24 protein-coding genes and 1 tRNA gene are annotated in these 26569 nt (G+C 48.2%); 5 read left to right on the forward strand and 20 right to left on the reverse strand.

Annotated features, from left to right (window positions below; all coding sequences use genetic code 11):
* Positions 1-473: 473 nt before the first annotated feature.
* The 16 genes from B5E53_RS06415 to B5E53_RS19125 form a co-directional block, all read right to left on the reverse strand.
* Positions 474-1286, reverse strand: coding sequence for a PD-(D/E)XK nuclease family transposase (locus B5E53_RS06415; protein WP_087313304.1), 813 nt, complete (start codon positions 1284-1286; stop codon positions 474-476).
* 116 nt (positions 1287-1402) lie between these two features.
* Entirely contained in the window at positions 1403-1558 is a 156-nt protein-coding gene (locus B5E53_RS19120) for a hypothetical protein (RefSeq protein WP_162611811.1), read from the reverse strand.
* A gap of 101 nt (positions 1559-1659) precedes the next feature.
* Entirely contained in the window at positions 1660-2508 is an 849-nt protein-coding gene (locus tag B5E53_RS06420) for a PD-(D/E)XK nuclease family transposase (protein WP_087313306.1), read from the reverse strand.
* Positions 2509-2662: 154 nt separating this feature from the next.
* Positions 2663-4021: an MATE family efflux transporter gene (locus tag B5E53_RS06425; protein WP_087313308.1), complete on the reverse strand. Its 1359-nt coding sequence runs from the start codon at positions 4019-4021 to the stop codon at positions 2663-2665.
* A 425-nt stretch (positions 4022-4446) separates the two neighbouring features.
* Positions 4447-5148, reverse strand: coding sequence for a LytTR family transcriptional regulator DNA-binding domain-containing protein (locus B5E53_RS06435; protein WP_087313310.1), 702 nt, complete (start codon positions 5146-5148; stop codon positions 4447-4449).
* 503 nt (positions 5149-5651) lie between these two features.
* The gene (locus tag B5E53_RS06445; RefSeq protein ID WP_087313314.1) at positions 5652-6992 is read right to left on the reverse strand and encodes an acetyl-CoA hydrolase/transferase C-terminal domain-containing protein; all 1341 of its coding nucleotides are present in this window, start codon (positions 6990-6992) and stop codon (positions 5652-5654) included.
* Positions 6993-7088: 96 nt separating this feature from the next.
* Positions 7089-7742: an NAD(P)H-dependent oxidoreductase gene (locus B5E53_RS06450; RefSeq protein WP_087313316.1), complete on the reverse strand. Its 654-nt coding sequence runs from the start codon at positions 7740-7742 to the stop codon at positions 7089-7091.
* Between the two features lie 178 nt (positions 7743-7920).
* Positions 7921-8976, reverse strand: coding sequence for a phosphate acetyltransferase (pta, locus tag B5E53_RS06455; protein ID WP_087313318.1), 1056 nt, complete (start codon positions 8974-8976; stop codon positions 7921-7923).
* A gap of 359 nt (positions 8977-9335) precedes the next feature.
* Positions 9336-10988: a VanW family protein gene (locus B5E53_RS06460; RefSeq protein ID WP_087313320.1), complete on the reverse strand. Its 1653-nt coding sequence runs from the start codon at positions 10986-10988 to the stop codon at positions 9336-9338.
* A gap of 191 nt (positions 10989-11179) precedes the next feature.
* Positions 11180-13273, reverse strand: coding sequence for a heavy metal translocating P-type ATPase (locus tag B5E53_RS06465; protein ID WP_087313322.1), 2094 nt, complete (start codon positions 13271-13273; stop codon positions 11180-11182).
* The gene (locus tag B5E53_RS06470) at positions 13263-13568 is read right to left on the reverse strand and encodes a DUF6110 family protein (RefSeq protein WP_087313324.1); all 306 of its coding nucleotides are present in this window, start codon (positions 13566-13568) and stop codon (positions 13263-13265) included. Before B5E53_RS06470 ends, B5E53_RS06465 begins: the two co-directional genes overlap by 11 nt.
* Before the next feature lie 260 nt (positions 13569-13828).
* Positions 13829-13910 (reverse strand) — tRNA-Tyr (locus B5E53_RS06475).
* Between the two features lie 60 nt (positions 13911-13970).
* Positions 13971-16085, reverse strand: a complete 2115-nt coding sequence (locus tag B5E53_RS06480) for a glycoside hydrolase family 13 protein (protein ID WP_343215606.1) — start codon at positions 16083-16085, stop codon at positions 13971-13973.
* 45 nt (positions 16086-16130) lie between these two features.
* Positions 16131-17717, reverse strand: coding sequence for a DEAD/DEAH box helicase (locus tag B5E53_RS06485; protein ID WP_087313630.1), 1587 nt, complete (start codon positions 17715-17717; stop codon positions 16131-16133).
* 111 nt (positions 17718-17828) lie between these two features.
* Entirely contained in the window at positions 17829-18644 is an 816-nt protein-coding gene (locus B5E53_RS06490) for a nitrilase-related carbon-nitrogen hydrolase (protein ID WP_087313326.1), read from the reverse strand.
* Positions 18641-18907 carry a hypothetical protein gene (locus B5E53_RS19125; protein ID WP_162611812.1) on the reverse strand — a complete coding sequence of 89 codons (267 nt, stop codon included), beginning with the start codon at positions 18905-18907 and terminating at the stop codon, positions 18641-18643. The genes B5E53_RS06490 and B5E53_RS19125 overlap by 4 nt, the downstream gene beginning before the upstream one ends.
* A 52-nt stretch (positions 18908-18959) precedes the next feature.
* Between B5E53_RS19125 and B5E53_RS06495 the strand changes: the two genes are divergently transcribed.
* Positions 18960-19610 (forward strand): hemolysin III family protein, encoded by a 651-nt coding sequence (locus B5E53_RS06495; protein WP_087313328.1) that lies wholly within the window; start codon positions 18960-18962, stop codon positions 19608-19610.
* A gap of 109 nt (positions 19611-19719) precedes the next feature.
* On the opposite strand, the gene B5E53_RS06500 is transcribed toward B5E53_RS06495, so the two are convergent.
* The 3 genes from B5E53_RS06500 to B5E53_RS06510 form a co-directional block, all read right to left on the reverse strand.
* Positions 19720-19998, reverse strand: a complete 279-nt coding sequence (locus B5E53_RS06500; protein WP_087313330.1) for a GIY-YIG nuclease family protein — start codon at positions 19996-19998, stop codon at positions 19720-19722.
* Between the two features lie 268 nt (positions 19999-20266).
* On the reverse strand, positions 20267-21088 hold the full coding sequence (locus tag B5E53_RS06505) for a M23 family metallopeptidase (protein ID WP_162611813.1): 822 nt from the start codon (positions 21086-21088) through the stop codon (positions 20267-20269).
* A 54-nt stretch (positions 21089-21142) separates the two neighbouring features.
* Complete coding sequence (locus B5E53_RS06510; protein WP_087313334.1) at positions 21143-22099, reverse strand: SpoIID/LytB domain-containing protein; 957 nt, start codon at positions 22097-22099, stop codon at positions 21143-21145.
* Positions 22100-22381: 282 nt separating this feature from the next.
* Here B5E53_RS06510 and B5E53_RS06515 point away from each other — a divergent pair, with 282 nt between their 5' ends.
* Genes B5E53_RS06515 through B5E53_RS06530 form a run of 4 tightly spaced genes read left to right on the forward strand, consistent with a single transcriptional unit; the run spans position 22382 to position 25823 of the window.
* The gene (locus B5E53_RS06515; RefSeq protein ID WP_191532384.1) at positions 22382-22732 is read left to right on the forward strand and encodes a BMC domain-containing protein; all 351 of its coding nucleotides are present in this window, start codon (positions 22382-22384) and stop codon (positions 22730-22732) included.
* Positions 22733-22747: 15 nt separating this feature from the next.
* Positions 22748-23227 (forward strand): EutP/PduV family microcompartment system protein, encoded by a 480-nt coding sequence (eutP, locus tag B5E53_RS06520; RefSeq protein ID WP_087313338.1) that lies wholly within the window; start codon positions 22748-22750, stop codon positions 23225-23227.
* A gap of 55 nt (positions 23228-23282) precedes the next feature.
* Complete coding sequence (locus tag B5E53_RS06525; protein ID WP_087313340.1) at positions 23283-24569, forward strand: phosphotransferase; 1287 nt, start codon at positions 23283-23285, stop codon at positions 24567-24569.
* A gap of 15 nt (positions 24570-24584) precedes the next feature.
* Positions 24585-25823 (forward strand): phosphotransferase, encoded by a 1239-nt coding sequence (locus B5E53_RS06530; RefSeq protein WP_087313341.1) that lies wholly within the window; start codon positions 24585-24587, stop codon positions 25821-25823.
* A gap of 187 nt (positions 25824-26010) precedes the next feature.
* Here the strand turns inward: B5E53_RS06530 and B5E53_RS06535 are convergent, their stop codons facing one another.
* Positions 26011-26361, reverse strand: a complete 351-nt coding sequence (locus B5E53_RS06535) for a hypothetical protein (RefSeq protein WP_087313343.1) — start codon at positions 26359-26361, stop codon at positions 26011-26013.
* Positions 26362-26569: the final 208 nt, after the last annotated feature.

Here is a 26569-nt window from a genome sequence, read left to right on the forward strand (position 1 = left end):
GTGCCGTGCTGATCGTTCAGCACTTTGATGAGAAAAGTCTGTTCTTTATATCCTCCTGCCTTCACATCTCAAAACCCCTTTCCATTTATGATATTTTCAGAATTATTAATGAAATTTTAACCCCCCCCGTGACAAAAAGCATTACAACTACTCTATTTTCAGAATTTTTTTCTTAAATTTTTCTTAATTTTCTTTATAATTATAAACTCACACTTGCAGAGATGACTGGAAGGGAGAAAATTACTGTTTGCGGACATAAGAAAGAATCCTGCAAAGCAGGATTTTCCGCCTGCGGCGGGTCGCGAAAGCGGCATCTTCCTATCTGCCGCAGTGCGATCCTCGCGGAGCGTTTTTTATTTCATAGGAATACAATTTCCTATGAAATAAAAAAACGCCCTGAAAGCATTTCCATATCTTATGGATTACTTTCAGGACGTCCTGTGTCACATATTATGTATTATTTCTTTTTTATTTTATACCGAAACTATCTCTTCTTCCTGCAAATTCTCCAGTATCTTCTTTATAGTCTCCTCATCAATCCCCTGTTTTTTCATTGAACGTATCATAGCACGACGTTCTTCTTCTCTTCCACCATTAAAGATTCTCTCTGAATATTCACACATTTCCTCGATTCCTCCTTCTTCCCGTTTCAGGTAATGTACCCGGCGAGACAGGGCTCCCTGGCTCATGTCATCCGGGTCACAGGTCTTAAAATATTGCATTAAAGCGGCCTTTGGTGAGCCGTCGTTGATGGCCGCGTTGATGTATATAGTATGCTGGCCATCGTTATATTCTGTCAGTTGTCCTTTTAAATATTTTTCCACCGGGGATTCCGTCATCCACGTCTTCCAGATGTCCGTTTCGCTGATATAGATGACGTACACCTCTGGCATCTCGCTGTATTCTTTTCCTTTCTCCAGATACTCGGCGTCCACCATAGCGTTGTACCGCCGGGTGCGCCGGGCATGGTCGAGGGTTGTCTTTCTCTGGATTTCCAGGTTGTAGACCCGTCCTTGCGTATCTTCTGCCAGGATGTCCAGCACGGCATCTTTTGACACCAGTTTTGATATCCGGTACTGGCTCCTCACTTCCACTATCTCAATGGCGGGATCATCCATCAAGATACGGATGACGTACTGGCAGGCCTCAATATCGTTGAGGGCTATCTTCATAAATGTGTCATTGAGCAGGGTCAATTTTTCCACTCCCTGCAGTAAAAATTCCCGATGCCGGATGCGGCTGTCGGTTTCTCTGGCGTAAATGTCTGAATATCTTGTTTCGTCCATTTTTCGCCTCCTTAGCTGTTCCTCCTTTGAAACAGCATTTTTGAAATCTTGACTGCTTTGAAGAAATTTTTTTCTAAAGCACTCCAGCACAATTTTTTCTTTTCAGACAGTTATACCTAAACTGTCTCTTCTTCCTTCAAATTCTCCAGTATTTTCTCTATCGCCTCTTTATCAATCCCTTGTACTTTCATTACATCTATCATCGCCTGGCGTTCTTCCCGGCGTCCCTCCTCTTTTCCAGCATTAAAGATTCTCTCTGAATATTCACACATTTCCTCAATTCCTCCTTTTCCCGTTTCAGATAGTGTACCCAGCGGGGCAGGGCTCCCTGACTCTTAGCTCACGTACCGCCAGATATATTCACGTCGAATCTTTATACCGAAACTGCTTCTTCTTCCTTCAAATTCTCCAGTATCTTCTCTATCGTCTCTTCATCAATTCCCTGTGCTCTCATTAAATGTATCATCGCCTGGCGTTCTTCCCATCGACCTTCCCGACGGCCCTCGCGCAATCCTTCTTCTCTTCCACCATTAAAGATTCTCTCTGAATATTCACACATTTCCTCGATTCCTCCTTTTTCTCGTTTCAGGTAGCGTACCCGGCGGGACAGGGCTCCCTGGCTCATGTCGTCCGGGTCACAGGTTTTAAAGTACTGCATTAAGGCGGCTTTTGGTGAGCCGTCGTTGATGGCTGCATTGATATATATGGTATGCTGGCCATCGTCATATTCTGTCATCTGTCCTTTGAAATGTTTCTCCACCGGGGATTCTGTCTGCCGGGTCTTCCAGATGTCTGTTTCACTGATGTAGATCACATACACCTCCGGCATCTCGTTGTATTCTTTTCCTTTCTCCAGATACTCGGCGTCCACCATGGCGTTGTACCGCCGGGTGCGCCGGGCGTGGTCGAGGGTTGTCTTTCTCTGGATCTCCAGGTTGTAGACCCGTCCCTGCGTATCTTCTGCCAGGATGTCCAGCACGGCATCTTTGGACACCAGTTTTGATATCCGGTACTGGCTCCTCACTTCCACGATCTCAATGGATGGATCATCCATTAGGATTCGAATGACATGCTGGCAGGCCTCGATGTCGTTGAGGGCAATCCTCATAAATGTGTCGTCGAGCAGGGTGAGGTCTTCCACTCCCTGCAGTAAAAATTCCCGATGCCGGATGCGGCTGTCGGTTTCTCTGGCGTAAATGTCGGAATGTCTTGTTTCGTCCATTTTTCGCCTCCTCAGCTATTCCTGGTTTGGAACAGCATTTTGCAATATTTTGCTGCTTCTTCAGAGACCATTGTCTCTTATTCCGCATTGTATCACATATTTCTTCCTTTTTTGTCATTTTCCGACAGAAGGTATGTTTTTCCTGATAAAGCAATTAACAAGTGCTTCTGCAGTCTGGATTTCCGGATTTGCGTTTCCATAAGTATCGCAGCAGAAGGATTGCCAGCAGGAATATCCAGGAGAAGGCTTCCGCATAAGCCACGACCATGTTGCCAAATACCGGTTTCAGAGCATAGGAACCGAGAATCCGGACCAGCAGGGCCAGGATGCCGGCCACACCGGAGAAAAGCATGTCGCCGGTTCCTTCCAGGAAGCCGCGGACGGCCATGCTGAGTCCGTAGATGACGTAGAAGCCGGCGATGGAATAAAAGAAGTTTTTGCCGATGGATACGGAGTCATCGGTCAGGCCGAACAGGGCGATGAGATGACTGCCGGCCAGAAGAACCACCAGAGTCAGGCCCAGGGAGACCACTGTCATTATAATAAGACCCATCCGAAATACCTTTCCGGCGCGTGTTCTGTCGCCGGCGCCGATGTTTTGCGCCACCAGGGTGGCGATGCCGGAGCCCAGGTTTATGATAGGGAGGAAGATAACCGTATCCACCCGGTAAGCGGTGGTGATGGCTGCCACCGTCTGCTCTCCGAAGCCATTCATAAAGTGCTGGAGGAATACGCTGCCCACAGAGCTGACACCGGACTGGATGGCCGGAGGACAGCCGAATTTGGCTCCCTGCCCTATGAGTCCTTTGTGCCGGTGCTTTCCATTTTCCGTCACGGATGAAAAGAGGCGAAACCGCAGCAACGGGTAATTTTTCACGACATAGAAGATGACAAAAATCATCATGGCGGCCTGAGATATTACGGTGGCTGCGGCGGCGCCCGGCGCTCCCATACGCAGGTCGGCCACAAAGAGCAGGTCCAGGATCACATTGACGCCGGAGGAGACCAGCACCGCCAGGAAAGGCGCCCGGCTGTTGCCGATTCCCCGCAGAACGGCGGAGTAGGTGTTATAGATGGCCAGAAAGGGGATGCCTATGAGCAGGATGCGGAGGTATCCTTCCGCGCTGGCAAAAATGTTTTCCGGTGTGTTGAGTAGAAGCAGGATGTTCTTGCTGAAGAGAATTCCTCCCAGAGCGATAAGGGCAAACAGCACCCCCAGCAGTACGGCATAGGCAGCAAGAATTCCGGTGATTTTTCTCTTTTCTTTCCTGCCGTAATATTGGGCGGCGAGAACCGCCAGTCCGGAAGTAAATCCTGTGATCACCGTCACGAATAAATTGTAAAGAGAGGTGGTCGCTCCGATACCGGCCAGAGCCAGCTCTCCCTCCACATTTCCCACGATGAAGGCGTCCACCCAGTTAAAGAGCTGCTGGAACATTCCGCTCATGATCAGGGGCAGTGTAAACGCCAGCAGACTTTTCATTACATTTTCTGTTGCTCCTTTATTTTTCATGTGCCTCTCCTCTCTGTCAGCCGGTCTTGTAATGATTTTTTCTGAAGATTTTTATACAGTCAAGATTCCGGCAGAATTCTTTTCTTACACAAAAAATGCGTCCCGAAAGCTACCATACGGCTCTGCCGTACCCCAGGGGTAACTTTCCGAACGCCTCACTGCCATAAAATATAGCACATGCCAATTATTTGTTCAAGAAATTTTTATAGTCCATACATCTATCCTGCCTGCCGTCGCAGGAAGCATTTTGTCATAAGAAAGAATCCTGCAAAGCAGGATTCTCCGCCTGCGGCGGGTCGCGAAAGCGACATCTTCCTATCCGCCGCAGTGCGATCCTCGCAGAGCGTTTTTTATTTCATAGGAATGCAATTTCCTATGAAATAAAGAAACAGCCGCCCCGATTGCTGCCGGGACGGCTGTCTCTTTTATTCGTTCTCCAGATAATCCATGTACTGCGACTTGGTATCCATATATCTGGATTGACTGATTGGAAGCTTCATTCCATTTTCGAGGACAATCTCATACTTTTCCAGCTGCGATATGTGCATCAGATTCACTGCATAGCTTTTATGGCACTGAAGAAAATAAACCCCGTGCTCATACTTGAGGAAATCCGATATCTTGAGATTGATGGTCTTTACGAGACCTTCCTCTCCATAAATATTCAGCTTTCTTTTGTCACTCTCCACATAATATATCTTCGTATACGGTATGGTGTATATTCCCTGCTTATTGATAATTGTAAAATTCTTCTCTTTGGAAAGGCTCAGCTCATGCAGCGCCTTATCCAGTGCTTTTTTTACATGTCCAATATTCAGAGGCCTTGACAGTATATATGTCGGAGTGGAATGAAATACTTCAAAAACAGTGTCATTAAGCTCAGTGATATAGATAATCTTCACATCAGGATGAAGATCCTGAAGTCTTCTGGAGTACTCGATAATCTCCATGGGATTCTTCTCCAGAGACAGGAACAGAATCTTGTACAACCCTCCGCTGCTGATATCCTCTTTTAAACTGCTGCCCTGCTCCCAAACCTTAACCTGTATATGGGGGCAATTCTCGTTAATAACTTCTGTCAGTTGATACGCTATCTCCTTGTCATATTCCAAAATACCAATGTTCATAACGCATCCCTCCCACTAATATTAACCTCCATCTTATTGTTAAAAGATCACATTCAAAATAATAAATCTTTCAGTCAGGGAAGTACTTTATTCTATTAAATTATACCATAGCAGATGTTTATTTTCATTTTTAGTTATTGCACTTTGGGCTTTATTTTTGACATCTCTTTTGCCAAATGCGGACACTGTATACCCAGTGCCCGCTTTCCATTTTTCTTTTCTGAATGATTTTCCTGCTTTTTCTTCTGAGAAATGTCTTCCAGCTGCCCGATACAGCCGCCCGTTTCTATTTTATCCTTTTTTAGTTTTTTTATCCATTTATGAAACTTTGAGAAAATATCTGCCGGAATCCCCGGGGAGATCCTCCGATTCCCGCAGATATCTCCCATCTAATATTTTCAATATGGGAGAAGAATTAATTTTATCTATGATTTTTTCCAATGTTCAAAGGATCCGGCCAGCCGTCTTTTTTGTACACAAATTTCTTCTTCCGGCTCTTCCTCTCAGCCTCTCCGATTGGACCGGCGCCAGATTTTTCTCTTTTCCGCTTCCTTGATAAGACCATCCCGAAAATCCGGATGAGCGATGGAAATGAGTCCCTCCGCCCGCTCCCAGGTGGAGAGTCCCTCCATGTTGATGACGCCGAATTCCGTGGCCAGAAAATACACCTGACTTCTCGGGGAAGTAATGATATCGCCGTTAAACTGAGGCAGCACCCGGGAATGCAGGCCGCCGTTTTTGTCTTTGTAAGTGGAGCTCATGCATATAAAAGCTTTGCCGCCTTTGGCGGAAGAGGCTCCGATGAGGAAATCCAGCTGTCCGCCGGTCCCGCTGATCTGCCTGGAACCAAAGCTCTCCGAAGATACCTGTCCGTAAATGTCCACCGCTACACAACTATTGATGGATACCATATTGTCAATTTGCGCAATGACATCGGGACGGTTGACATACTCCAGCGGATACGCCGCCACACCGGGATTGTCGTCCAGCCATTCATACAGATCCGGGCCGCCGATGGCGACGCCGAAGACACCTTTTCCCTTGTCAATGGTCTTTCGTTTGTTGGTGAGTTTTCCCGCACGGTACAGATGAAGAAACGCATCGGTACAAAGCTCTGTATGCATGCCGAGATCCTTCAGATCCGATTCGGCAAGAATCTCTCCCAGGGCATTTGGCATACTGCCCACCCCCAGCTGCAGCGTGGCGCCGTCGCAGATATACGGCAGCAAGTTGGATGCGATCTGCCGGTCCACCTCCGTCGGTTCATACCGGGGACTTGCCGGAAAGGGCTCGTGTTTTCCCTCCACAATGTAGTCCACCTCGGAGATATGCACACACTCATCATAGCCTCCGTGGATTTTCGGCATGTACTCATTCACTTCTACGATCACGATATCCGCATTCTGCGCAATGGGCGCAGCCACTCCCGTGTTTACTGAATAATTGAAATACCCGTGACGGTCCATGGGCGCCACACTGACCATGACCACATTGACATTGAGAAAATATTTATAATAAGCCGCATTATTATGAAACACCATGGGGATAAAATAACAGAGTCCCCGGTCGCAGAGCTTTCTTTCGTAAGCAGAACAGTGCCATGTATGATAGATGAAATGTTCCTGGCTCTCGTCACATTCGGCCACCTCGATGGGTCCGGAGATCAGATTGCCCCGGATCTTCACATCATAAAGCTCATCCCTTCTCTTTGCCAGCGCCCGGTCCAAAAGCACCGGCTTGCCCAGAGAACTGGTGTAATCCACCCAGTCTCCGCTCTTGATCACCTGCACAGCTTCCTCCGGCGTCCTGAGTTTCTCCATATATTCTTTCCTGAAATCCCTCATAATCATCCCCCCTGGAGATTTATTTTCATCACAGTACAATTTTATCCCGGCGTAATCATTTTGATATAATATTCCGGCACAATTATCCCGGTGTAATTATCCCAGCGTAACTGTATCCATGGTTTCCTGCAAAATCTTTTCCGGGTCAGCTCCCACGATATCCAGATTCTCCGCTTTGACGCAGATAGTCTCCGGTATGCCATAGAAAGTATGGGCCAGCGCTTTCACATAATCAAAACCGAAATTATAATCTCCCACCGGTCCGCCGGCAGTCATGACATAGAGGATTCTGGATGCCTTGCAAAGGCCTTTTGGTATGCCTTCCGGCGTGTAATAAAAGGTGACTCCGGTGACAGTGACCATCTCAAAATATGTCCGGAGCACCGCCGGGAAGAGCAGATCCCAGTATGGTGCCGCTATGATGATCTCATCGGCCTCCGCAAACTGCCTGGCGTAACGGAACAGATCCGGCGAGAAATCTCCCGCGGCAATACAGCTGTTCCTCTCCTCCAGTCTTTCCTTATCCAGAGGCAGAAGCTGTTTCTCCTCATACAGCTTCACTTCTTCTACCTCTATCTTTTCGGCTTCTGCTTCCGGCCATGTCTTTTCAGCTCCCGGCTGTATTCCTTCTCCTGTTTCCGGGCCTTCTTTTCCACCGGCCAGTTTCAATTGTTCCAGTACATACTGCGCCAGCCGGTACGTCCTTGATTCCGGTCTGGCACAGGCATTGATCAATAATATTTTCTTCATGATTTCCTATTTCCCCTGCCTGTAAATCGTAAACAAGAAAGAATCCCGCAGTGCGATCCTCGCGGAACGTTTTTTATTTCATAGGCATGCAATTCCTATGAAATAAAAAAAGCGGCGCATGACACAACATCATACGCCGCCCATTCTGGTTTCCCTGTCCACATACTTCGATATGTGATTATTTCTTTAACTTTTTCGCTGCAATGAAAGTGGCAACAACTGTGCGGACGATGGCTTCCAGATCCGCCTCGTTAACCTCTTCCTGTTCCTCCGGAACACTGAGCGCAGCCGTAACGATGGACATGCTGTATACTTCCTCAGCGGTACATCCACGGCTCAGATCATTGATCGGAGCATTCAGTCCCTGCAGTACAGGGCCGACTGCTGTATAGCCGCCCAGACGGGAGGCGATCTTGTAACCGATATTTCCTGCGTTAATATCAGGGAAAATAAAGGTATTCGCCTGTCCGGCAACCGGTGAACCCGGGCACTTGATGCTTGCCACATCCGGTGATACGGAGGCATCAAACTGAATCTCGCCTTCCACTGCCAGATCAGGTGCAGCTTCTTTAATCTTCTTTGTTGCGTTGGCTACCTTTGTCACAGAAGGTCCCTTGCCGGAACCCAGTGTGGAGTAAGACAGCATAGCCACTTTAGGGTCAATACCGAAGACCTTTGCGGTCTTTGCAGATTCGATTGCGATTTCAACCAGATCATCTTCAGAAGGATCAATGTTAATCGCACAGTCTCCCATGGCGATCTTCTCGTCTCCACGAACGAGAATAAAGCAGGAGCTCACAATCTTGTTGCCTGGTTTCGTCTTAATCAGCTGCAGAGCCGGACGTACAGTATCTGCGGTGGAGTAAGTTGCTCCGCCCAGAAGACAGTCAGCCTTACCCATCTTCACCAGCATCGTTCCAAAGTAATTGCTCTGGGACAATGCTTTCCGGCACTGTTCCTCTGTCATCTTGCCTTTACGAAGCTTGACCATCTCAGCAACCATGGCATCCATCTCCGGATAGCCGGCCGGATCAATAATAGAACACTTCTCAATGTTATAATTGCCTGCCTTGGCTGCTGCCTTCACCTCTTCCTCTGTTCCGAGGAGGATGACGCCCAGAATGCCCTCTGCAGTCAGCTTGTCAGCCGCATCAAGGATTCTGTTGTCAGTTCCCTCTGTAAAGACAATCGTACGAGGATTCTTCTTCAATGTTTCAATCATTTTGGTTAACATTCTCTGAACCTCCAAAAGTATGTTGCATCCCGTTTTTTCATTTACTATAAATGAAATGTAAATCAACCCAGTGTAATTTATCCTTCTTTTATTGTAAACTCCCTGTCCCTTTTTTTCAACAGACGGTTGCGATAAATTTTTGCCGGAAATACATAAGAAAATGTTTTTCAGTCAAACGCATTTGTGCAAATCGCCACAGGGGACAGCAACATTTTCCCCTATGACCATCGGATATGGGGAGTTTCTTTCCCTTCCAATCAGCACGTATCGTGCAAAATGGAGCCTGTGAGGCACGGCCGCTTTTATCACTCTGATACATCCGTTGTACCGTCGGCTTCCGCACAGCGGCGTTTCAACAATTATTCTGTAATTCCCGTGGCGTCCCCGGCCGCCGGAGCACTGCCGGTGGTTTCATCAGCCGCAGCTGTATCTTCCGCCGGAGCAGCCTCCTTTGTTCCGACCCGGACTACCCGGTCCTTTTTGCGGTATACGCAGTAAGCCTCTTTCTTAGTGGAAATCTTTTTACCGCTGCCATCGTAAATATTCCGGTAGGTCTGAACCACATATCCGTCATGACCGGAGGAAACCACTGTGCTGGTGCCCGCGTCCATGTCCGGATCATCCTGATATACTGTGCCGCAGGAATTTACCTGGAGGGTCTCCGCCGTCATCTCCACATGGGTGTCATCCAGCTTGGCGCCATAGATGGCACATGTCACTTCGCCGTCCGAATAAGACGCCTTAATCTTAATCGGATAATCGGTATCATTTTTAAACTGATAATCCGGTCCTCCCCAGGACACAGTGGCGTCCATGCCGATACCGATATAGGACGACACGTAGGAATGGTTGTGATGCTCCACGATCTTCAGATTGGACAATAAAGTTGCCTTATAAAGCGTCGAAGATACCTGGCAGATACCTCCGCCGATCTCCTGCACCGATTCTCCGTTGGAATAGGCCGGCGCCGCCTGATATCCCCGCTCGGTGGTTCTCTCTCCCAGGGCGTCATTATAAGAAAATGTCTCGCCCGGCAGCAGGATGATGCCGTTCAGCGTCTCTGCCGCCAGCTTCACATTGGATATCCTGGCGCCGGAGCCTCCCACGCTGGTGGTACAGCTTCCCAGCTTATCTTTAAATAAATGCTTCTTCAGCTTCCTGGTTGTGATCTTCGGCTTCTTTACTTTTAGCGGCACAACTACGTCTTCGCCTTCCGCAGCCGCGTCAAAAGATGCCCTGGCGCTGTCCACATCAAAACTGATACCCTTGACAGATTTCACGATCTTATAATCGTGGTCCGGGTCCAAAGTGGCGTTGGACTTCTTTGTGTGGATCTCATCATAAATAGCCTGAATATCTGTGCCTTCCACCTGCCCCGTAAGCATCGGGCTCTCGATCACCGTGTCAAAATCCGCCTTCGCCACGGCATCCCTGATCTCCTCCGTCAGCTTCTCCTTATCCACGGAGACACCGGTCTTTCCTTTGTGAAGCACCAGTGAATCTCCCGTCACCTCATAAGTGGTCTGCACCGTCGTATTGATAGAAGACAAACCAGAGGCATCGATGCTGTCCGACAGCGCAGCTTCATCGCCTACCTGTGGATTCTGTACAAAATCCTGACCAAACACTTTACTTTTCAGGAGCGCCGCTCCTCTCGTCAGGAAACTGCCATGGCCGTAATCCATCGCCTTCCCGGCGGCTCCTTCCGCATCTATGGAAAGGCAGGGATACATCCCCACCTGATAGTCCGCTCCGCTGGCGTTCACCGTGAGAACCGCTTCCCCGTACTCTTCTTCAAAGGCGGTCTGTACCCGGTCCGCCGCCTGCTCCACTGTCAGGCCTCCGACTTCCGTCCCGTTTATCTGCACTCCGTCCAGAATCGTATTTTTTTCTGTCATGGAACAGGTCAGCAGATAACCTGCGCAGAGTACTGCCAGAACGGATATTCCCAGCAGTCCCCGTTTTTTTCTCTGTCTTTTTTTCTCCTGCTTTCTTTCCTGTCTTCTGCCCATAATTCATCATACCTTCTTTATTATAATTCTCCGTTTGCTTTTGGACTATTGTAGTATATTTCCCCGAAAAAGAAAAGCGAAACATTCCAAAATATGACGAATTATGTTTTTTTATTTTTACGCTAAAAAAGGACGCCAGGCTGGCGGCAAGCGATTCTGTCTGATCTCTTGTCATACCAGCCGGCCCCCTGTCACGCCTCTGTTTTCTCTTCCGGCAGAAGATTTCTCATACCATTCAGGCTGATGCACAGAGTCGACGTATTATGAAGAAGCGCAGATACCGTCGGCGGCAGAACTCCCAGAACCCCCAGAACAATAAGCCCGGCATTGAAGCCCATGATAGCCCTGTAGTTATTCTGGATCCTCCTCATCAGACAGTTGCTGATGGCTTTTAATGTGACGATCTCCTGCAGATCATCTTCTCCGATGGTGATATCGGCAATCTCTCTGGCAATCTCCGCACCGTCGCTGATGGCAATGCCCACATCTGCAGCTGAGAGCGCCGGCGAATCATTGATGCCGTCACCGATCATGATGACTTTCCGGCCGGCCTTTTTCTCTTTCTCAATGAATCCGGCCTTGTCTTCCGGCAGCACTTCAGAATAGTACTCGTCCACGCCCACCCGGGCAGCGATGGATCTGGCGGTCCTCTCACTGTCTCCGGTCATCATGACCACCTTTTCGATTCCGATTTCTTTTAACTGTCTTATGACATCCGCCGCTTCCTCCCGCAGAGGATCTTCAATGCAGATGACAGCGGCCAGTTTTCCTTCCATGGCCATATAAAGATGAGAATACTCATCCGGCAGCTGCCGGAATGTTTCTTCCATCCCCTCCGGTATCATACATTTTTCATCCTCAAAAACAAAATGATAACTGCCGATGATCACTTTCTTATCATCAATCTTTGAGGAAATGCCATGGGCAATGATATATTCCACTTTGGAATGAAGTTCCTCATGGACAAGGCCCTTGTCCATGGCCGCCTGTACCACGGCTTTCGCCATGGAATGTGGAAAATGTTCCTCCAGACAGGCGGCTGTCCGGAGCAGCTCGTCCTCCTCCTCGCCGTTGAAGGATACCACGTCCACCACCGTCGGCCGCGCCTTGGTAAGGGTTCCGGTCTTATCAAAGACGATGGTATTCGCTTCCGCCACAGCTTCCATGGATTTGCCTCCCTTGACTGTGATCTTGTAGCCGCTGGCCTCCCGGATGGCGGACAGCACAGAAATCGGCATGGCCAGTTTCAGCGCACAGGAGAAGTCCACCATAAGCACGGAAAGTGCTTTTGTGGTATTTCTGGTCAGCAAGTACGTCAGTCCGGTTCCCAGCAGAGTGTATGGCACCAGTTTGTCCGCCAGATGTTCTGCCTTACTTTCCAGCGTGGACTTCAGCCGCTCGGATTCTTCAATCATGGTGACGATTTTTTCAAAACGGCTGGAACCGTTGATTTCTTTTACCCGCAGCGTGATTTCCCCTTCTTCCACCACCGTGCCGGCGTAGACGTAGCCGTCCCCGCATTTGTGGACCGGTAGTGCTTCACCGGTGAGGGAGGCCTGATTGACCATGGCTTCGCCCTCTGTCACCGTACCGTCAAAAGGGATCACATTTCCCATATGTACCCGGACCAGATCTCCTTCCTGAATCTCATGCACCGGCACCAGCACCTCCTGTCCATCGCGCACCAGCCATACTTTGCTGATGTTTAAGGACATACTGCTGGCCAGATCATCCACCGATTTCTTATGAGTCCATTCCTCGAGGATCTCTCCGACTCCCAGCAGAAACATAATGGAAGAGGCCGTATTGATATTGCCACGGACCATGGAGATGGCGATGGCCGTGCCGTCCAGCACAGGCACTTCTATCTTCCCCTTTGCCAGGGTCCCAAGGCCGTGTTTGATATATTTTATGGATTTCACCGCCGTGAGAATCGCCCGCAGAGGATAAGGAATAAACAGCCGGCTTCCGTAATAGAGAACGATCCGGTTAATCAATTTATCCCAGTACTCCTGATTCAGTCTGCGGCTGCTGCTTTGACGGCATTCTTCCGGCACTTTCACATCGGCCGGGCGGAACTCTCTGAGCATCCGGAGGATGTTGTCCCGCTCTCCCGTATACCGGATCACGATATTGCCGGTGCGTTCCTGCACATCCACAGACTCCACGGGTTCTTTCAGACTCAAATAATACTGAAGCGCATCCGCCTGTTCGCAGGACAGCTTTTTCTGACAACTCTGCAGACGGATCCTTCCCCGGATTTCATGTTTGATCTTAAACTTCATGGGAATCTTCTTCCTCAGCGGTCTCCACTACCTCTTCTTCTTCCCCGGCAGCCCGCTCTTCATTCATCTGCTGGGCTTCCGCATAAATGTCTTCCGCATTTTCCTGAATGGTGGATGCGGTATTCATAATACATTCTTTCGCGCGGAGCGCCGCCGCAGTACAGTTCGTGTATACTTTCTTTGCTTCCCTGCTGGACAAAATCTTGATTCCGGCAGTTCCAAACAACACGCCCGCCGCGAAAATTCCCGTTTTCTTTCCGTCAATTTTTGATAAACATTTTAAACAATTTAACATGCAAGTTCCTCCTATTTGTGCTTATACCCGGTATACATTGTCATAAACAAACAAAAAATAAGAGCCCACGCCCAGAATTTATGTTTTTCCATTTGACAATCCTCCCTGTTTTCTAATTTTCTTCTTATTTTAACTCTATATTCTGAGTATTTCCATATTTTTTCTCTTATTGAAAAACTTTATCAATAATTGGCGTTATAACACACTATATTCAGTGCACGAAAAAAGACACGGCAATAAATACCGTGTCTTTCAGGCAATGGGCGGAGGTGGATTCGAACCACCGAAGCAATTTGCAGCAGATTTACAGTCTGTCCCCTTTGGCCACTCGGGAATCCACCCATTCAATATGCAATTAACATATCTGACAGTTCTTTATTATAACGGATATGCACACAAAAATCAAGCAGTTTTTCTGAAAATCGCTTTGAGAAGAATCGCTGATGTGGCAGGGAGGGTAATTTCCAGAACGCCGCCCCGTACCGGACAGACTTCCGGCTCCAGTGTGAAGCCCGACTCGCTGCTCATGATCAGCCGCTGCAGATCCTCCTGTTCCGTGATGCCCACTTCCCATACAGGCACCCGGACCTTCGCCTCGTCAAAACCTCCGTTGATGAGGATGACCATTTTCTCCTGCTCTGTAAACCGTCCGTAGCAGATCACTTTATAGGCTCCCTGCAGATATTTGAGAGAACCGGTGATCAATGCCTGATGCTCTTTATGAATCCGTATCATCTGCCGGTGATACTCGATGAGCGCCTGATCTTCCCGTCCCCACGGATAGGTTCTCCGGTTATCCGGGTCCGTCCATCCGGTCACTCCGGCTTCATCCCCGTAATACAGAGTCGGCGCTCCCGGCCAGGTCATCTGCAGCATCACCGCCGCACGCATGACAGCCTTATTGACATTGTGGTCGGCAGCCTCCGGGCCCAGGGATTCTGTTCTTCCCACCGTCTGATTGGTCCTTGTGAGAAAACGGGAATGATCATGGTTGGACAGCTCATTCATGGCCACCAGCACCGATGGATACTGGAACCGGGACATATGATAGATCATCGAATCCAGGAACGCCTGTGTATTGCCAAGAAGGTCGCTCCTCTTCTCGTCGCTGTGCTTCTCCATCCCCGTAAAAAACCAGGTAACCGGTTCCATAAAGGCATTATAATTCATCACCGTATCCCACTGGTCGCCTTCCAGCCAGTCGCCGGGATCCGCATACTGTTCCGCCAGAATAATGGCGTTCGGATTGGCCTCCTTGACCGCCTTACGGAAATCTCTCCAGAACTGGTGGTTCATTTCCTCGCTGTACCCCAGATCGGCAGCAACGTCCAGGCGCCATCCGTCTGCATTATATGGCGGAGAGACCCATTTTCGTCCGATATTTAAAATGTAATCATACAGCTGACGGGAGCCTTCATAATTTAACTTGGGCAGTGTCCGGTGTCCCCACCAGCCGTCGTACTCCTCATTGTACGGCCATTCATCTTCATTATAGAACTTAAAGTAATTGTGATACGGGCTGTTCTTATCCACGTAAGCGCCCTTCTCATAACCGTACTGGTTCTCATAGAGCCTCTCCGCATCCATCCATTTATTGAAAGATCCACAATGGTTAAACACGCCGTCAAGGATCACCTTCATGCCTCTTTTATGAACCTCTTCCACAAACTTCGCAAAAAACGCGTTGCTGGCCTCCAGATTCCTCTTGTCCGTCACTCTGGAAATATATTTGGCAGCCTGAATATTGTTAAAGGCTCCTTCCGGCAGGACCTCGCCCTCGTCCACCACGATTTTTGTAAAATGAGGATCCACATAATCATAATCCTGGATATCATATTTATGATTGGACGGAGATACAAAGATCGGATTCAGATACAGCACATCCACTCCCAGATCCTGCAGATAATCCAAATGATCAAGGACTCCCTGCAGATCGCCGCCGTAAAACTCCCGGACACCCATCTGCGCCGGATACTTATTCCAGTCTCTCACCCGGGTCACCGGTTCTCCGATATAAATGTACTCTCTGTCCAGCACATCATTGGTCGGATCCCCGTTGGCAAAACGATCCACGTAAATCTGATAGAAAATGGCTCCTTTCGCCCAGTCCGGTGTGGAGAATCCCGGCGTCACCCTGTAATTAAAAAACGGCTCCAGTTCCTTTGTCGGTCCCTTTTTATTGAAAAAACAGGTTTTACCGCCCGCGTGTATCTCAAAATAGTACACGAGCACTTCTTCTCCCATGGTGATCTCTATCTCATAGAAATCAAAAAGCCTGTCGTGAGAAGCAATCTGCATTTCCGTCCGTTCTTTTTCGGTGCAGAAATACACATGCTCCACATTATCTCTTGCAGTCCGGAAACGAATTCTCACCGTATCTCCTGCCTCTGGTTCCATCGGCTCCACAAAGTTAGGCCCTCCATCCGTAAAGAGCGCCTGCTGATTCAAAATCGGCTTCGTTCTCTGGATGTGTAACTGGACCTTCTCTGATAATGACAGATTCTGAAACATTCCCATGATCGTCCCCTCAATTCATCTTTCTTTTTGCTGAGTCGCACAACACTATTTTCGGTTTGCCGGCTCCACATTAATGGACTTCCCTTTGATCTTTACATTTTTCATGGCATCCAGTACGTCGGAAGCAACCTCCCTCGGCACCTCCACAAAGGTATACTTGTCATACAGATCAATGGTGCCCACCAGATTACCCGGAATTCCCGATTCGCCTGCAATGGCTCCGAGAATATCGCCCGGCCGGATTCCCTGTTTCTTTCCAATATTGATGAAGAGACGCACCATGCCTTCTTCTGCCCCGGTATCTCCGAAATCTTCATTCTCCTGTGTGCTTCTCGCCTCGGCATTTCCCAGAATCTCTGCAAGAAATGCAGCTGCCACGTCCATTGCTGTATAATCTTTCTCATTAACGAAAGCCTCTATCATATTAATATAACGCTTTAAGTCCTGGTCTTCAATATAAGAATCCAGTCTTTCAAAGATTTTTTCCACCCGGGTCTCGGTCACATCATTTAAAGAAGGGATCGGCTGCGCCTTGATCTTGGCCCGGCAGTACTTCTTGATCTCCCGCAGTTTGTATACTTCACGGCCCACCACGAAGCTGAACGCCATGCCCGCTTTGCCGGCGCGCCCGGTTCGTCCGATCCGGTGTACATAATATTCATCGTCCTGCGGCAGGTCATAATTAAATACCGCATCCACGTCGTCCACGTCAATACCCCGGGCTGCCACGTCTGTGGCCACAAGGATCTCCGTCTTTCCGTTCCGGAAGCTGCGCATGACTCTGTCACGCATGGTCTGTTTCATATCACCGTGGAGACCTTCCGCGAAATATCCTCTGCCCTGCAGATCCTGCACCAGCTCGTCAACTCCCTTTTTGGTATTACAGAATACCACGGAAAGCTTTGGATCATAAATGTCCAGCAGACGGGAGAGGACCTCGCTCTTATTCTTCGGACGAACTTCATAATAATACTGGGTGATATTCGGAACTGTCAGTTCCTTTCTTACCACTTTGATCGCCTGAGGATGCCGCTGATATTTTCTGGTGAGCTCCAGGATCGGCCGCGGCATGGTGGCAGAAAACAGCAATGTCTGTCTGTCTTCGCGGATTTCACTCAATATGGTCTCAATGTCTTCACGGAATCCCATATCCAGCATCTCATCGGCCTCATCCAGGACCACCGTGCAGATCTCATCAAACTTTACAGTCTTTCTGCGCATATGATCCATGATCCGGCCCGGGGTTCCGATGATGACCTGCACGCCTGTTTTCAGGGAGCGGATCTGCTTGGATATCTCCTGACCGCCATAGATAGGGAGCACTTTTACGGACGGCATATATTTTGCCAGTTTTCGAATCTCATCCGCCACCTGAATGGCAAGCTCTCTGGTGGGACAGATGACCATAGCCTGCGGTTTTTTCAGCTTCGGGTTGATCTTTTCCAGAATCGGAATGGCAAACGCCGCGGTTTTTCCTGTACCGGTCTGGGCCTGGCCGATCACGTCCGCCCCGGAAAGCTCCACCGGAATGGCTCTTGCCTGAATCGGCGTCATCTCCTCAAAACCCATATGGGTAATGGCCTTTAAAATCTGCGGTTTAATGTTCAAATCCATAAATTGTAATGATTCCATATCTGTCTCTCTTTCTAATAGCACAAAAATAGAGCCCGGACACTCCGGACTCCATAATCCGTTCATATGTAAATTCTACCTGATACAAGATACCACAGGCTTCCCGGAAAGTCAAACAGTAAAGAGGGATTCTTTCCGATATATATCATCCCGGCGATCCTTCTTAAGAGGGAATACCTCCCGGCATTTCTGTACCTGCAGGGGATCAATGTCCCCGATCAAAAGGCTCTCTTCCTCAGAAAAATGTGTCAGCCGCCTGCCCCGCGGGCTGTACAGCACGGAATGACCGTTGTAGGCGATGCCTCCGCCTTCTCCCACCCGGTTGACTCCCGCCACAAAGGCCTGGTTCTCGATGGCTCTGGCTTTCAGCAGGCAGTCCCAGTCATCAATTCTGGCAGTCGGCCAGTTGGCGATGATCACAAGGACTTCGCTCTGGGCTGAGCTGATCTGAAAGATTTCCGGAAACCGGAGATCATAGCAGATGAACCCGCCAAGAACGGTATCTTTCCAGTTCATGCACACAATCTCTTCTCCGCCCTGGAAATAGTCTCCTTCCTGTCCGAAGGTGAACGGATGGATCTTTGCGTAACTCATACGGATCTCCCCATTCTCCGCCACCGCCAGCCGGTTCTGGTATCGTTTCCACTGGGGATGCCGCTGCAGCTCTTCTTCTTTCACCGGCACCGGATACCCGAATACCAGGGTGATTCCGCTGTCCCGGCTCTTCTCCCGGAAAAAGCGCACCTGCTCCTGCCAGTCAGCCGTGGTTTTCTCCACATTCATGGAAAACCCCGTGAGACTCATCTCCGGAAAAATCAACAGTTCCACCTCATGTTCTTTTGCTTTTTCTATAAAATTCTCCGCCTTTTCCATATTCTTCTGTACATTTTCCCAGAGAATATCCATCTGTGCCAATCCAATTCTCATAAAATTCTCCTTATTCTTCCGCCGCCGGTGCCCTTGCTGTCATTTATGTACGAATCGACGGCTCTCTTTCCGAAAATATACGTAAAACCAGGGGTTGCATTTTTGTTTTTAATGTGATAGTATTTAAACACTTGATACATAGTTTTTAAAACTACATCATATAATATTTGCATGTTATTATATCTTCCCGCATCAGATATACTTCCCGACAGCATCTGTTGATCAGGAGCGCGGTGCGTTGGCTGTTTACTGATATCCATCATAACACAGCCGGGAAGAAAACAATAGTATCTTTTTTTAAAGGAGGTATTTTTTATGAATACACGTTTAAAAGATCCTGGAAGCGCAATTACACATCTGATCGCTATGGGAGGCGCCGTGATCTGCTCCTTCCCGCTGATTTTCAAGGCTGCCCAGAGCAACAGCGGCACCGCCGTATTGTCCATGGCAGTTTTCATCGGAAGCATGATCCTTCTTTACGGAGCCAGCAGCCTGTATCACTCTCTGGATATTTCCACCAAGGTGAATCTGCTGTTCCGCCGAATTGACCACGCTATGATATTTGTCCTGATCGCCGGCTCCTACACGCCGGTATGCCTGCTGGCTCTTCCGAAGAGCTCCGGAATCCCTCTTTTGATTCTGGTATGGGCCACCGCGGTGATCGGCATCGGACTTAAGATATTTATCATTAACTGCCCGCACTGGGTTAGTTCCGTCATTTATATTGCCATGGGCTGGACCTGTGTGCTGGTATTCAAGCCGCTGGTCGCTGCTCTTCCTACCGCAGCCTTTGGATGGCTTCTCGCAGGAGGCATCATTTACACCATCGGCGGCGTCCTTTACGGACTGAAGCTGCCTGTATTTGATAAGCTGCCTGCAAATTTCGGCAGCCATGAGATTTTCCATCTGTTTGTGATGGGCGGCAGTTTCTGTCATTTCATTTTCATGTATGTTTACATGCTGTAAGCTTACTCCCTGCGCACAGATGTGAGTGCAGACGCATTCATATCTGTGCCAGCAGTTGTAAATACATTTACATCCTTAGTCATTTATTGCCGGAACCGGCTCCGATTTTTCAGGAATGTTGTCCTGAAGCGGAGCCGGTTTCTCTCTGCCTGCTGTGGATCAGTTCCAGTTTCTGTTGTCTCGACAGCTGCTTGATGGCATATTCTCGTTTCAGGGCCTCCTGCTTTGTCTCGTATTCCTCATAGTATACAAGACGTACAGGGGCCCTGTTTCTGGTGTATTTCGCACCTTTTCCCGTGTTATGTGCCTTTATTCTTTTCTCGAGATCTGTCGTCCACCCGGTATAAAGGGTGCCGTCACGACATTCTACTATGTAAGTATACTGCATTTGTATTCCTTTCCGCGTTTCTCCATCGTTTTCTTTCCGGGAGAACCGCTGCCGGTCCTCCCTATCTTATCAGCCGGAGATTTCTTGTATATTATCTGAGGAATCATTCAAAAAAGCGTTTCTGCAATTGTATCATAAATCCGGCTGTATTTTTCACAGGTTTTTACGCCTTATTTATTTTATGCAGAAATTATCCGGAGGTTCCGCGGAAACATCCGGCAGTTCCATGGGTTCATCCCGGTAACGTACCTGAACTTTACGCACATCTTCACGCTTCCAGATAGTCTGTCGGATTCACCGGTTCGCCTTTGTAGGTCATTTTAAAGAAAAGATGAGGCCCTTCCAGGGTGAAGGATCTAGTCGGCTCCGCCACGGTGGCGATCACATCTCCTTCTTCCACTTCATCACCGATTTCAAAGTTTACATTTTCCACCTGCGAATAGGAAACCTCATAATATTCCCCGATCACTATGGTCACCGTCGTTCCGTAACGATCGGATTCCGCGATATTGACGATTCTTCCATCGGCAACAGCGGTCACTTCCTGTCCCTTTTTTGCTCCGATCAAAATCCCATCGTTGCAGGCATACTGGTCGAGCGTGGTGTAATACACTGTGGTATCCATGCTGTATGGAAGAATGATATTTCCCATTACCGGCCATGGCATCCTGGTGCTTCCATCGTAACTGAAATGACTGAGGTCAGCTTTCTGCTCGTCTTCCTCCTCTGATGTATCGTCGGAACTGCGGCCCTCGTCTTCCTGATCGGCGGCATCCCGGCCGCTCCTGTCCTTACTTTCATCCTCTTCTGTTTTTCCTTCACTTTCCGTGTCGTCTCCGTCGTTCTCCTCATTGTTTTCTCCTGCGACATTCCTGTCACGGACATCCTGTTCATCCCCCGTGCGGGCATCTCCGGAGCTGATGACATCATCGTTATTTCCGATGGTCTCTTCCACTTCCGTCTCCGCCGTATCCGGCCCGTTATTTCCAAACCGTATATTATAGGCAGTCAGAACAGATAAGATCAAAAATGCTGCAATCACCAAACTTGAAATGGATTTCTTGTTTAAGAATTTATTTGGTTTTTTCATATCATCACCTCTGGCTATAGCTTTGCCAGCGGATGAAAATTTATACATTTTTTCTTATTTTTTCTCCGAATCCGTTTTCTTCTCTGCCGCCATATCAGAATTCATATCGCGGATTTCCGTACCCGGATAATAATAGGAAAGAATCGTTGCAGCGGATAAATCCTTTTCCGCCAGTGCATTTGCTCCGTAAAGGCTCATTCCCATACTATGCCCTTTCCCTATGGTCACGATGCGGAGCCGGTCCCCGTAGTTTTCCAGATAAAAATTAGTGGAATTCAGATCAAAGATATCTTTCCATTCTTCTCCTGTCCACTCGTTATCCTTGGTCTTTACCTTCTGCACGAATCCGTTTTCCGTCTGCTTCGCAATCTTAAGATTATTCTTGCAGTCATCCTCAGTTTCCTCGTACCCGGCGTCCGATAGTCTCGCGGCACAGTCTTTATAGGACATGATTTTTACATCCATGTAATCGGAAGATTCCACGTCCTGACTGCTGTCCACACTGATCAGGTAAGGTACATCCACCTCATAAATCTCGCTGGCGGAAACTGTCTTTCCTATACTGACCGGATGGTACAGGGCATCAATAAGATCATTCCCGTAACAGATCACCTGACCGAAGGTCTCCTCAGAAGCTTCCTCCAGACGACTGTTGATTTCCAGCCAGGCCTTTCTTCCATTATTCTGTTCCAGTTCTTCTCTGGAAATGTAATCCAGCGACAGGTCTCCCTCTTTGACTTCCTTTTTGTCTCCCACTGCCTTCACAAAATTTGTTCTGCACACGATCATCCACGCTTTTAATGCTTCCTCCTCCCTGGCGTAAGATAATTCTGAGGCAGCCATGCCGACGACAAAGTCTTCTCCGTCAATCTGTTCCCCGTTTTCCAGGGTCACTGTCACTCCCATCTTTTTCTGATTTCCGCTGGTTCTGCCGGTGATGAGCATCGTGCAGATGCCCGGCAGTAAAATACTGAGACTCAAAATCAGAATTGCCTGTATTATTTTTTTCATCTTACATTATATGGCCGCCCGGCCGGCTTTATGCCTTCCGGATCCCGTTCTTCCATCCGCCCTGACGCTTTTGACATAAGATTCCCTCCTGTGCACGGCGCTTCAAAAGATTTTCCTTCCCTGTCTGTAAAATCGCAAAAGAATACTTGTACTTTATGGCTAATTTGCATTTACTTTCCCCTTCTTTATTTATATAATATATGCAATAGAGTTTAAAATTTGGATACGTATGCGCTTTTGTGGAAAGGAGCGAGTATGGCAAAAGATATGATAAACAACGGGATCAACTCAGAAGACAAATCCCGTATGATACAGGAATACGTTCCCGGCAAACAGATAACTCTCGCCCATATGGTTACCCGCCCGAAGGCCTCTGTCTATAAGAAGCTGGGTCTGCCGGACGATTACCATGATGCCATCGGTATCATGACGATCACTCCATCGGAGGCGACGATCATAGCAGCGGATATCTGTACCAAGGCCGCTTCTATCAAGCTGGGATTTGTAGACCGTTTTTCCGGTTCTGTGATCATTGTGGGTTCCACCGCGAATGTGGAGTCCGCGCTGAACAGTGTCATCACTACTTTTTATAACAAGCTGGGATTTGATACGGTCGCTATCACCAAGACGTGACAGGGGATCTTAATTATGAGAATTATGCTAATCGGCCCTTCGGCCGCCGGAAAGACAACGTTGATTCAGCGTCTTATCGATAAGGAGATCAAATACGACAAGACACAGACGGTGGAATATGTGGGGAATTTTATAGATACGCCCGGTGAGTACATGCAGCAGCGCGGTTACTGGGGCTCTTTGACCATCACTTCCCATGATGCGGATATCATTGGTCTCGTGCAGGATTCCACCAGTGAAGACTGCTGGTTCTCCGGCGGTCTCACCACAAAGTTTGAAAAGCCGGTTGTCGGCATTCTCACGAAGATTGACCGGGAGGATTCCAATCAGAAGCAGGCCCGTTCTTATCTGGAACTGGCTGGCTGCAGAGATATTTTCGCGGTAAGCTCTTACACCGGCGAGGGTGTGGACGAGCTTTCAGACAGTCTTCACAAAATGGTTGAGAAGTACAAAGAAGAGAATGCCCGGCGCTATGAGGCAGATTATTTTGATTAATGATTCCCGGACAGCGTATTTTGCCGGATGACATGGAAAAGGAGGAGGTGAAACCTTGATTATACTGACTAAAGAGAATGTGACTGATTATGTAAAATCAAGGCTTGATTTTTTTAATACAGACGGCGGTCCGGTGACGGTCTCCGCCATCGGGGAAGGTTCCGTTGAGGAAGACGGCGACGGCTTTATCAATATGGTTTTTCGTGTGTCTGACGGAAAGTATCATTTGATTGTCAAACAGTCCACCGCCGAGCCCCGCTGCAAGGGGGATTTTGTTCTGGATGTGAATCGTTTCAAACTGGAATACGAATCCATGCATATTCGCAAGGCAATTGTTCCGGATCTGATTCCGGATTTATATGATTGTGACGATGAGAACCGGATTTTTATCACAGAAGATGTATCCCGGCTGCGGATTTCCCGTTTTCAATTATTGAAGGGTGTCACATATCCGCTTCTGGGCGAACAGGTTGCCCGCTATATGGCTGCCAATAATTTCTACACATCGGAATTTTATCTGGACGGAAAGACCTTCCGCGATCTGTCCGTACATTTCATGAATTCCACCATGAGAGAGATTATGGACGTGGGCATGTTCCTTACCAGCGTTTCCCCGGAAGATACAGTGGGACGGCCGCTGGATCCGGATTTTGTCACATTTTCCAAGAGGATCTGCGCTGATCCGGCGGTGCTTCTCTCCAGACAGAAGCTTCGTCATCTTTTTATGACCAAGGGAGAATGTCTGATCCACGGCGACTTACATACATCTAATATTTTTGCCAGCCAGACGGAGGCAAAGATCATTGATATGGAATATACGTTCTGCGGACCGTTTTCTTATGATATGGGTTATTTCCTGGCGAACTTTATCGCTCAGTATGCAGCCGCATTGTTCCGTCCGTACAAGACAGAACAGGCCCGCACGGTATTTAAGGATTACTGCCTGTTTATGATCAAAGAAACGTACTGCAAGTTCTGCGATTATTTCTGCCGTTACTGGGACGAGGACGCCAAACCGGTGTATCAGCATGTTCCGGGACTGCAGCAGGATTTCCGCCTGACCACGCTCAGAGAGTTCATTGGTTTTGCGGCTTCCGCCATGCTGGGACGGATTGCCGGAGATATTCCTTATCCGGATTATGACGACATTGACGATTATGTGGCACGGCACAACGCCAAGTGCTATTCTATCATCCTGAACCGGCAGATGCTGGTTAAATGGGAACAGTACAACACGATTGACGAGTTTATCAACGATATGCGGACTGTGGAGGATATTTACTGCCGGTACGCAAGAGAGTACGATGAACAGCAGGCACAGAAGAATTTGGCTGGAAAGTAGGAGGGAGAGTCGGTTATGATTATTTTGACCAAGGAAAATATCGTTTCTTATATTAATGATAATGTCCCTTCTATTCATCTGGAAGAACCGGTAACGGTAAATGTTATCGGCGAAGGGGATCTCAGCGAGGACGTGGAAGGAGACGGCTACTGTAACTTTGTATTTCGTGTCGCAGACGCTCATTCTTCTTACATCGTAAAACAGTCCACCAGCCATCTGCGTCGTCGGGGACAGCCGATCACACCAAAGAGGAACCGGTATGAGTATGAGATCATGCAGCTTCGTTCCAAGATCGTTCCTCAGTATGTACCGTCTCTTTATCACGGTGATTTTGAGAATAATATTTTTATCATGGAAGATGTCTCAAATCTGAAGCTGGTTCGTTATCAGATGAACGAGAATCACCGGCTGCCGGAGCTGGCCAGCCAGGCTGCCCAGTATCTTGCCGCCACACATTTTTATACTTCAGAGTTTTATCTGGATTCCGAAGAATACCGCAGTCTTCTCTCTTATTTTATGAATGCCGAGATCCGGCATGTGATGGAGGACGGTATCTTCCTCGGCATCTTCGGCTCCGATGAGTTTGATCATGCCTGCGGTCCGGAATTTGAAGAATACTGCTGCAATATTTACAAGGATACGGAGATCACATTCCAGCGTTTTAAGCTGCGTCATTTGTTCATGAGCAAATCAGAGACTCTGATCCATGGTGATTTCCATACATCCAATATGTTTGCGGATGATACACATTTGAAGGTTATCGACATGGAATATACCTTCGGAGCGCCGTTTTCTTATGATTTAGGTTTCATTCTGGCCAATATCATCAGCCAGTTCTGCTCCGCCGCCTTCCGTCCGTTTGATGAGGAGAGCGAGAGAAAGGTCTGCCTGTCATACCTGATCACAATCATGCATCTGCTTTATACAGATTACATTTCTTATTTCTTTGAGTACTGGGAGAAAGACGCCAAGCTGGAATACAAGCTGGCCAAGGGGTATAAGGAGTCTCTTTCCCTTGATATCCTGCGCGAGTGCTTTGGTTTTGCCGCCTGTGCTAATCTCTGCCGGGTATGCGGAACCATGCAGACCGCGGACTTTGACCACATCAAGGACAATCATCTGCGTACACAGGCGAAGTTCCTCTCCGTGGAGATTGACGAGCTTCTGTTCCGCAAATGGTTTACCTACAACACGATTGATGAACCGCTCAACGATATGATCGCATTATTAAAGAAGCGCAGAGAGATTGTGTAAAGCAGAGTAACGATTTAAAATAATTATTAACTAAGCCTTCATCAGAGATTCGAAAGTATCTCTCCTTTCAAATTTTTTGAAAGAGGTGACAGCGGAATTTATGGGTCTGTTCCCTGTTACCGACAAAACAGCCCTGCAGGTTCCGGGATTTATGAATCCCGTTTTTTCCCGCAGGGCTGTCTTCTTTTTATCGCCAGGAGAACACATTAAACTTTGATGTCTTGTGTTCCAGTTCCAGGGAATCTTTGGCAATTTTGTAGGAATCCAGGTAGCAGTAGGTTGCTCCCTCTTCTTCCGGCTCGTTATCGTGGAAACGTTTCTGGGAATCCACTTTCACTGTCATGCTCCAGCACGGTTCCAGCACGTTTGTACTTCTGTAGAAGAGGTCAAACATGACAACGCCGATGCCTTCTCTCGGATCTTTAAAGGTAAAAGACGGTTCACCGTTTTCTTCCAGGCCGTTCATCCGGCACATTCCGATGAAATTCAAAATTGCTTTTTTGTTATTCTCACCGATTGGTATATATGTCTCTGCCATAGTACTCTCCTTTTCATTTCAAAAAGGCTGCCCATATGAGCAGCCTTTTTTATTTTTATTATTATACCTCGCACGGTTTCCCACGCCATATCGCCCTCGCTTCGCGATGGCTCGGCGACAAATCCGCATCTCGATTCCGCTTCGCCTATGCATGGTTTCTCACGCCATGCCGCCCTCGCTTCGCGATGGCTCGGCGACAAATCCGCAT

It is taken from the genome of Eubacterium sp. An11 (assembly GCF_002161065.1).
Classification (GTDB): Bacteria; Bacillota; Clostridia; order Lachnospirales; family Lachnospiraceae; genus Anaerobutyricum; species Anaerobutyricum faecale.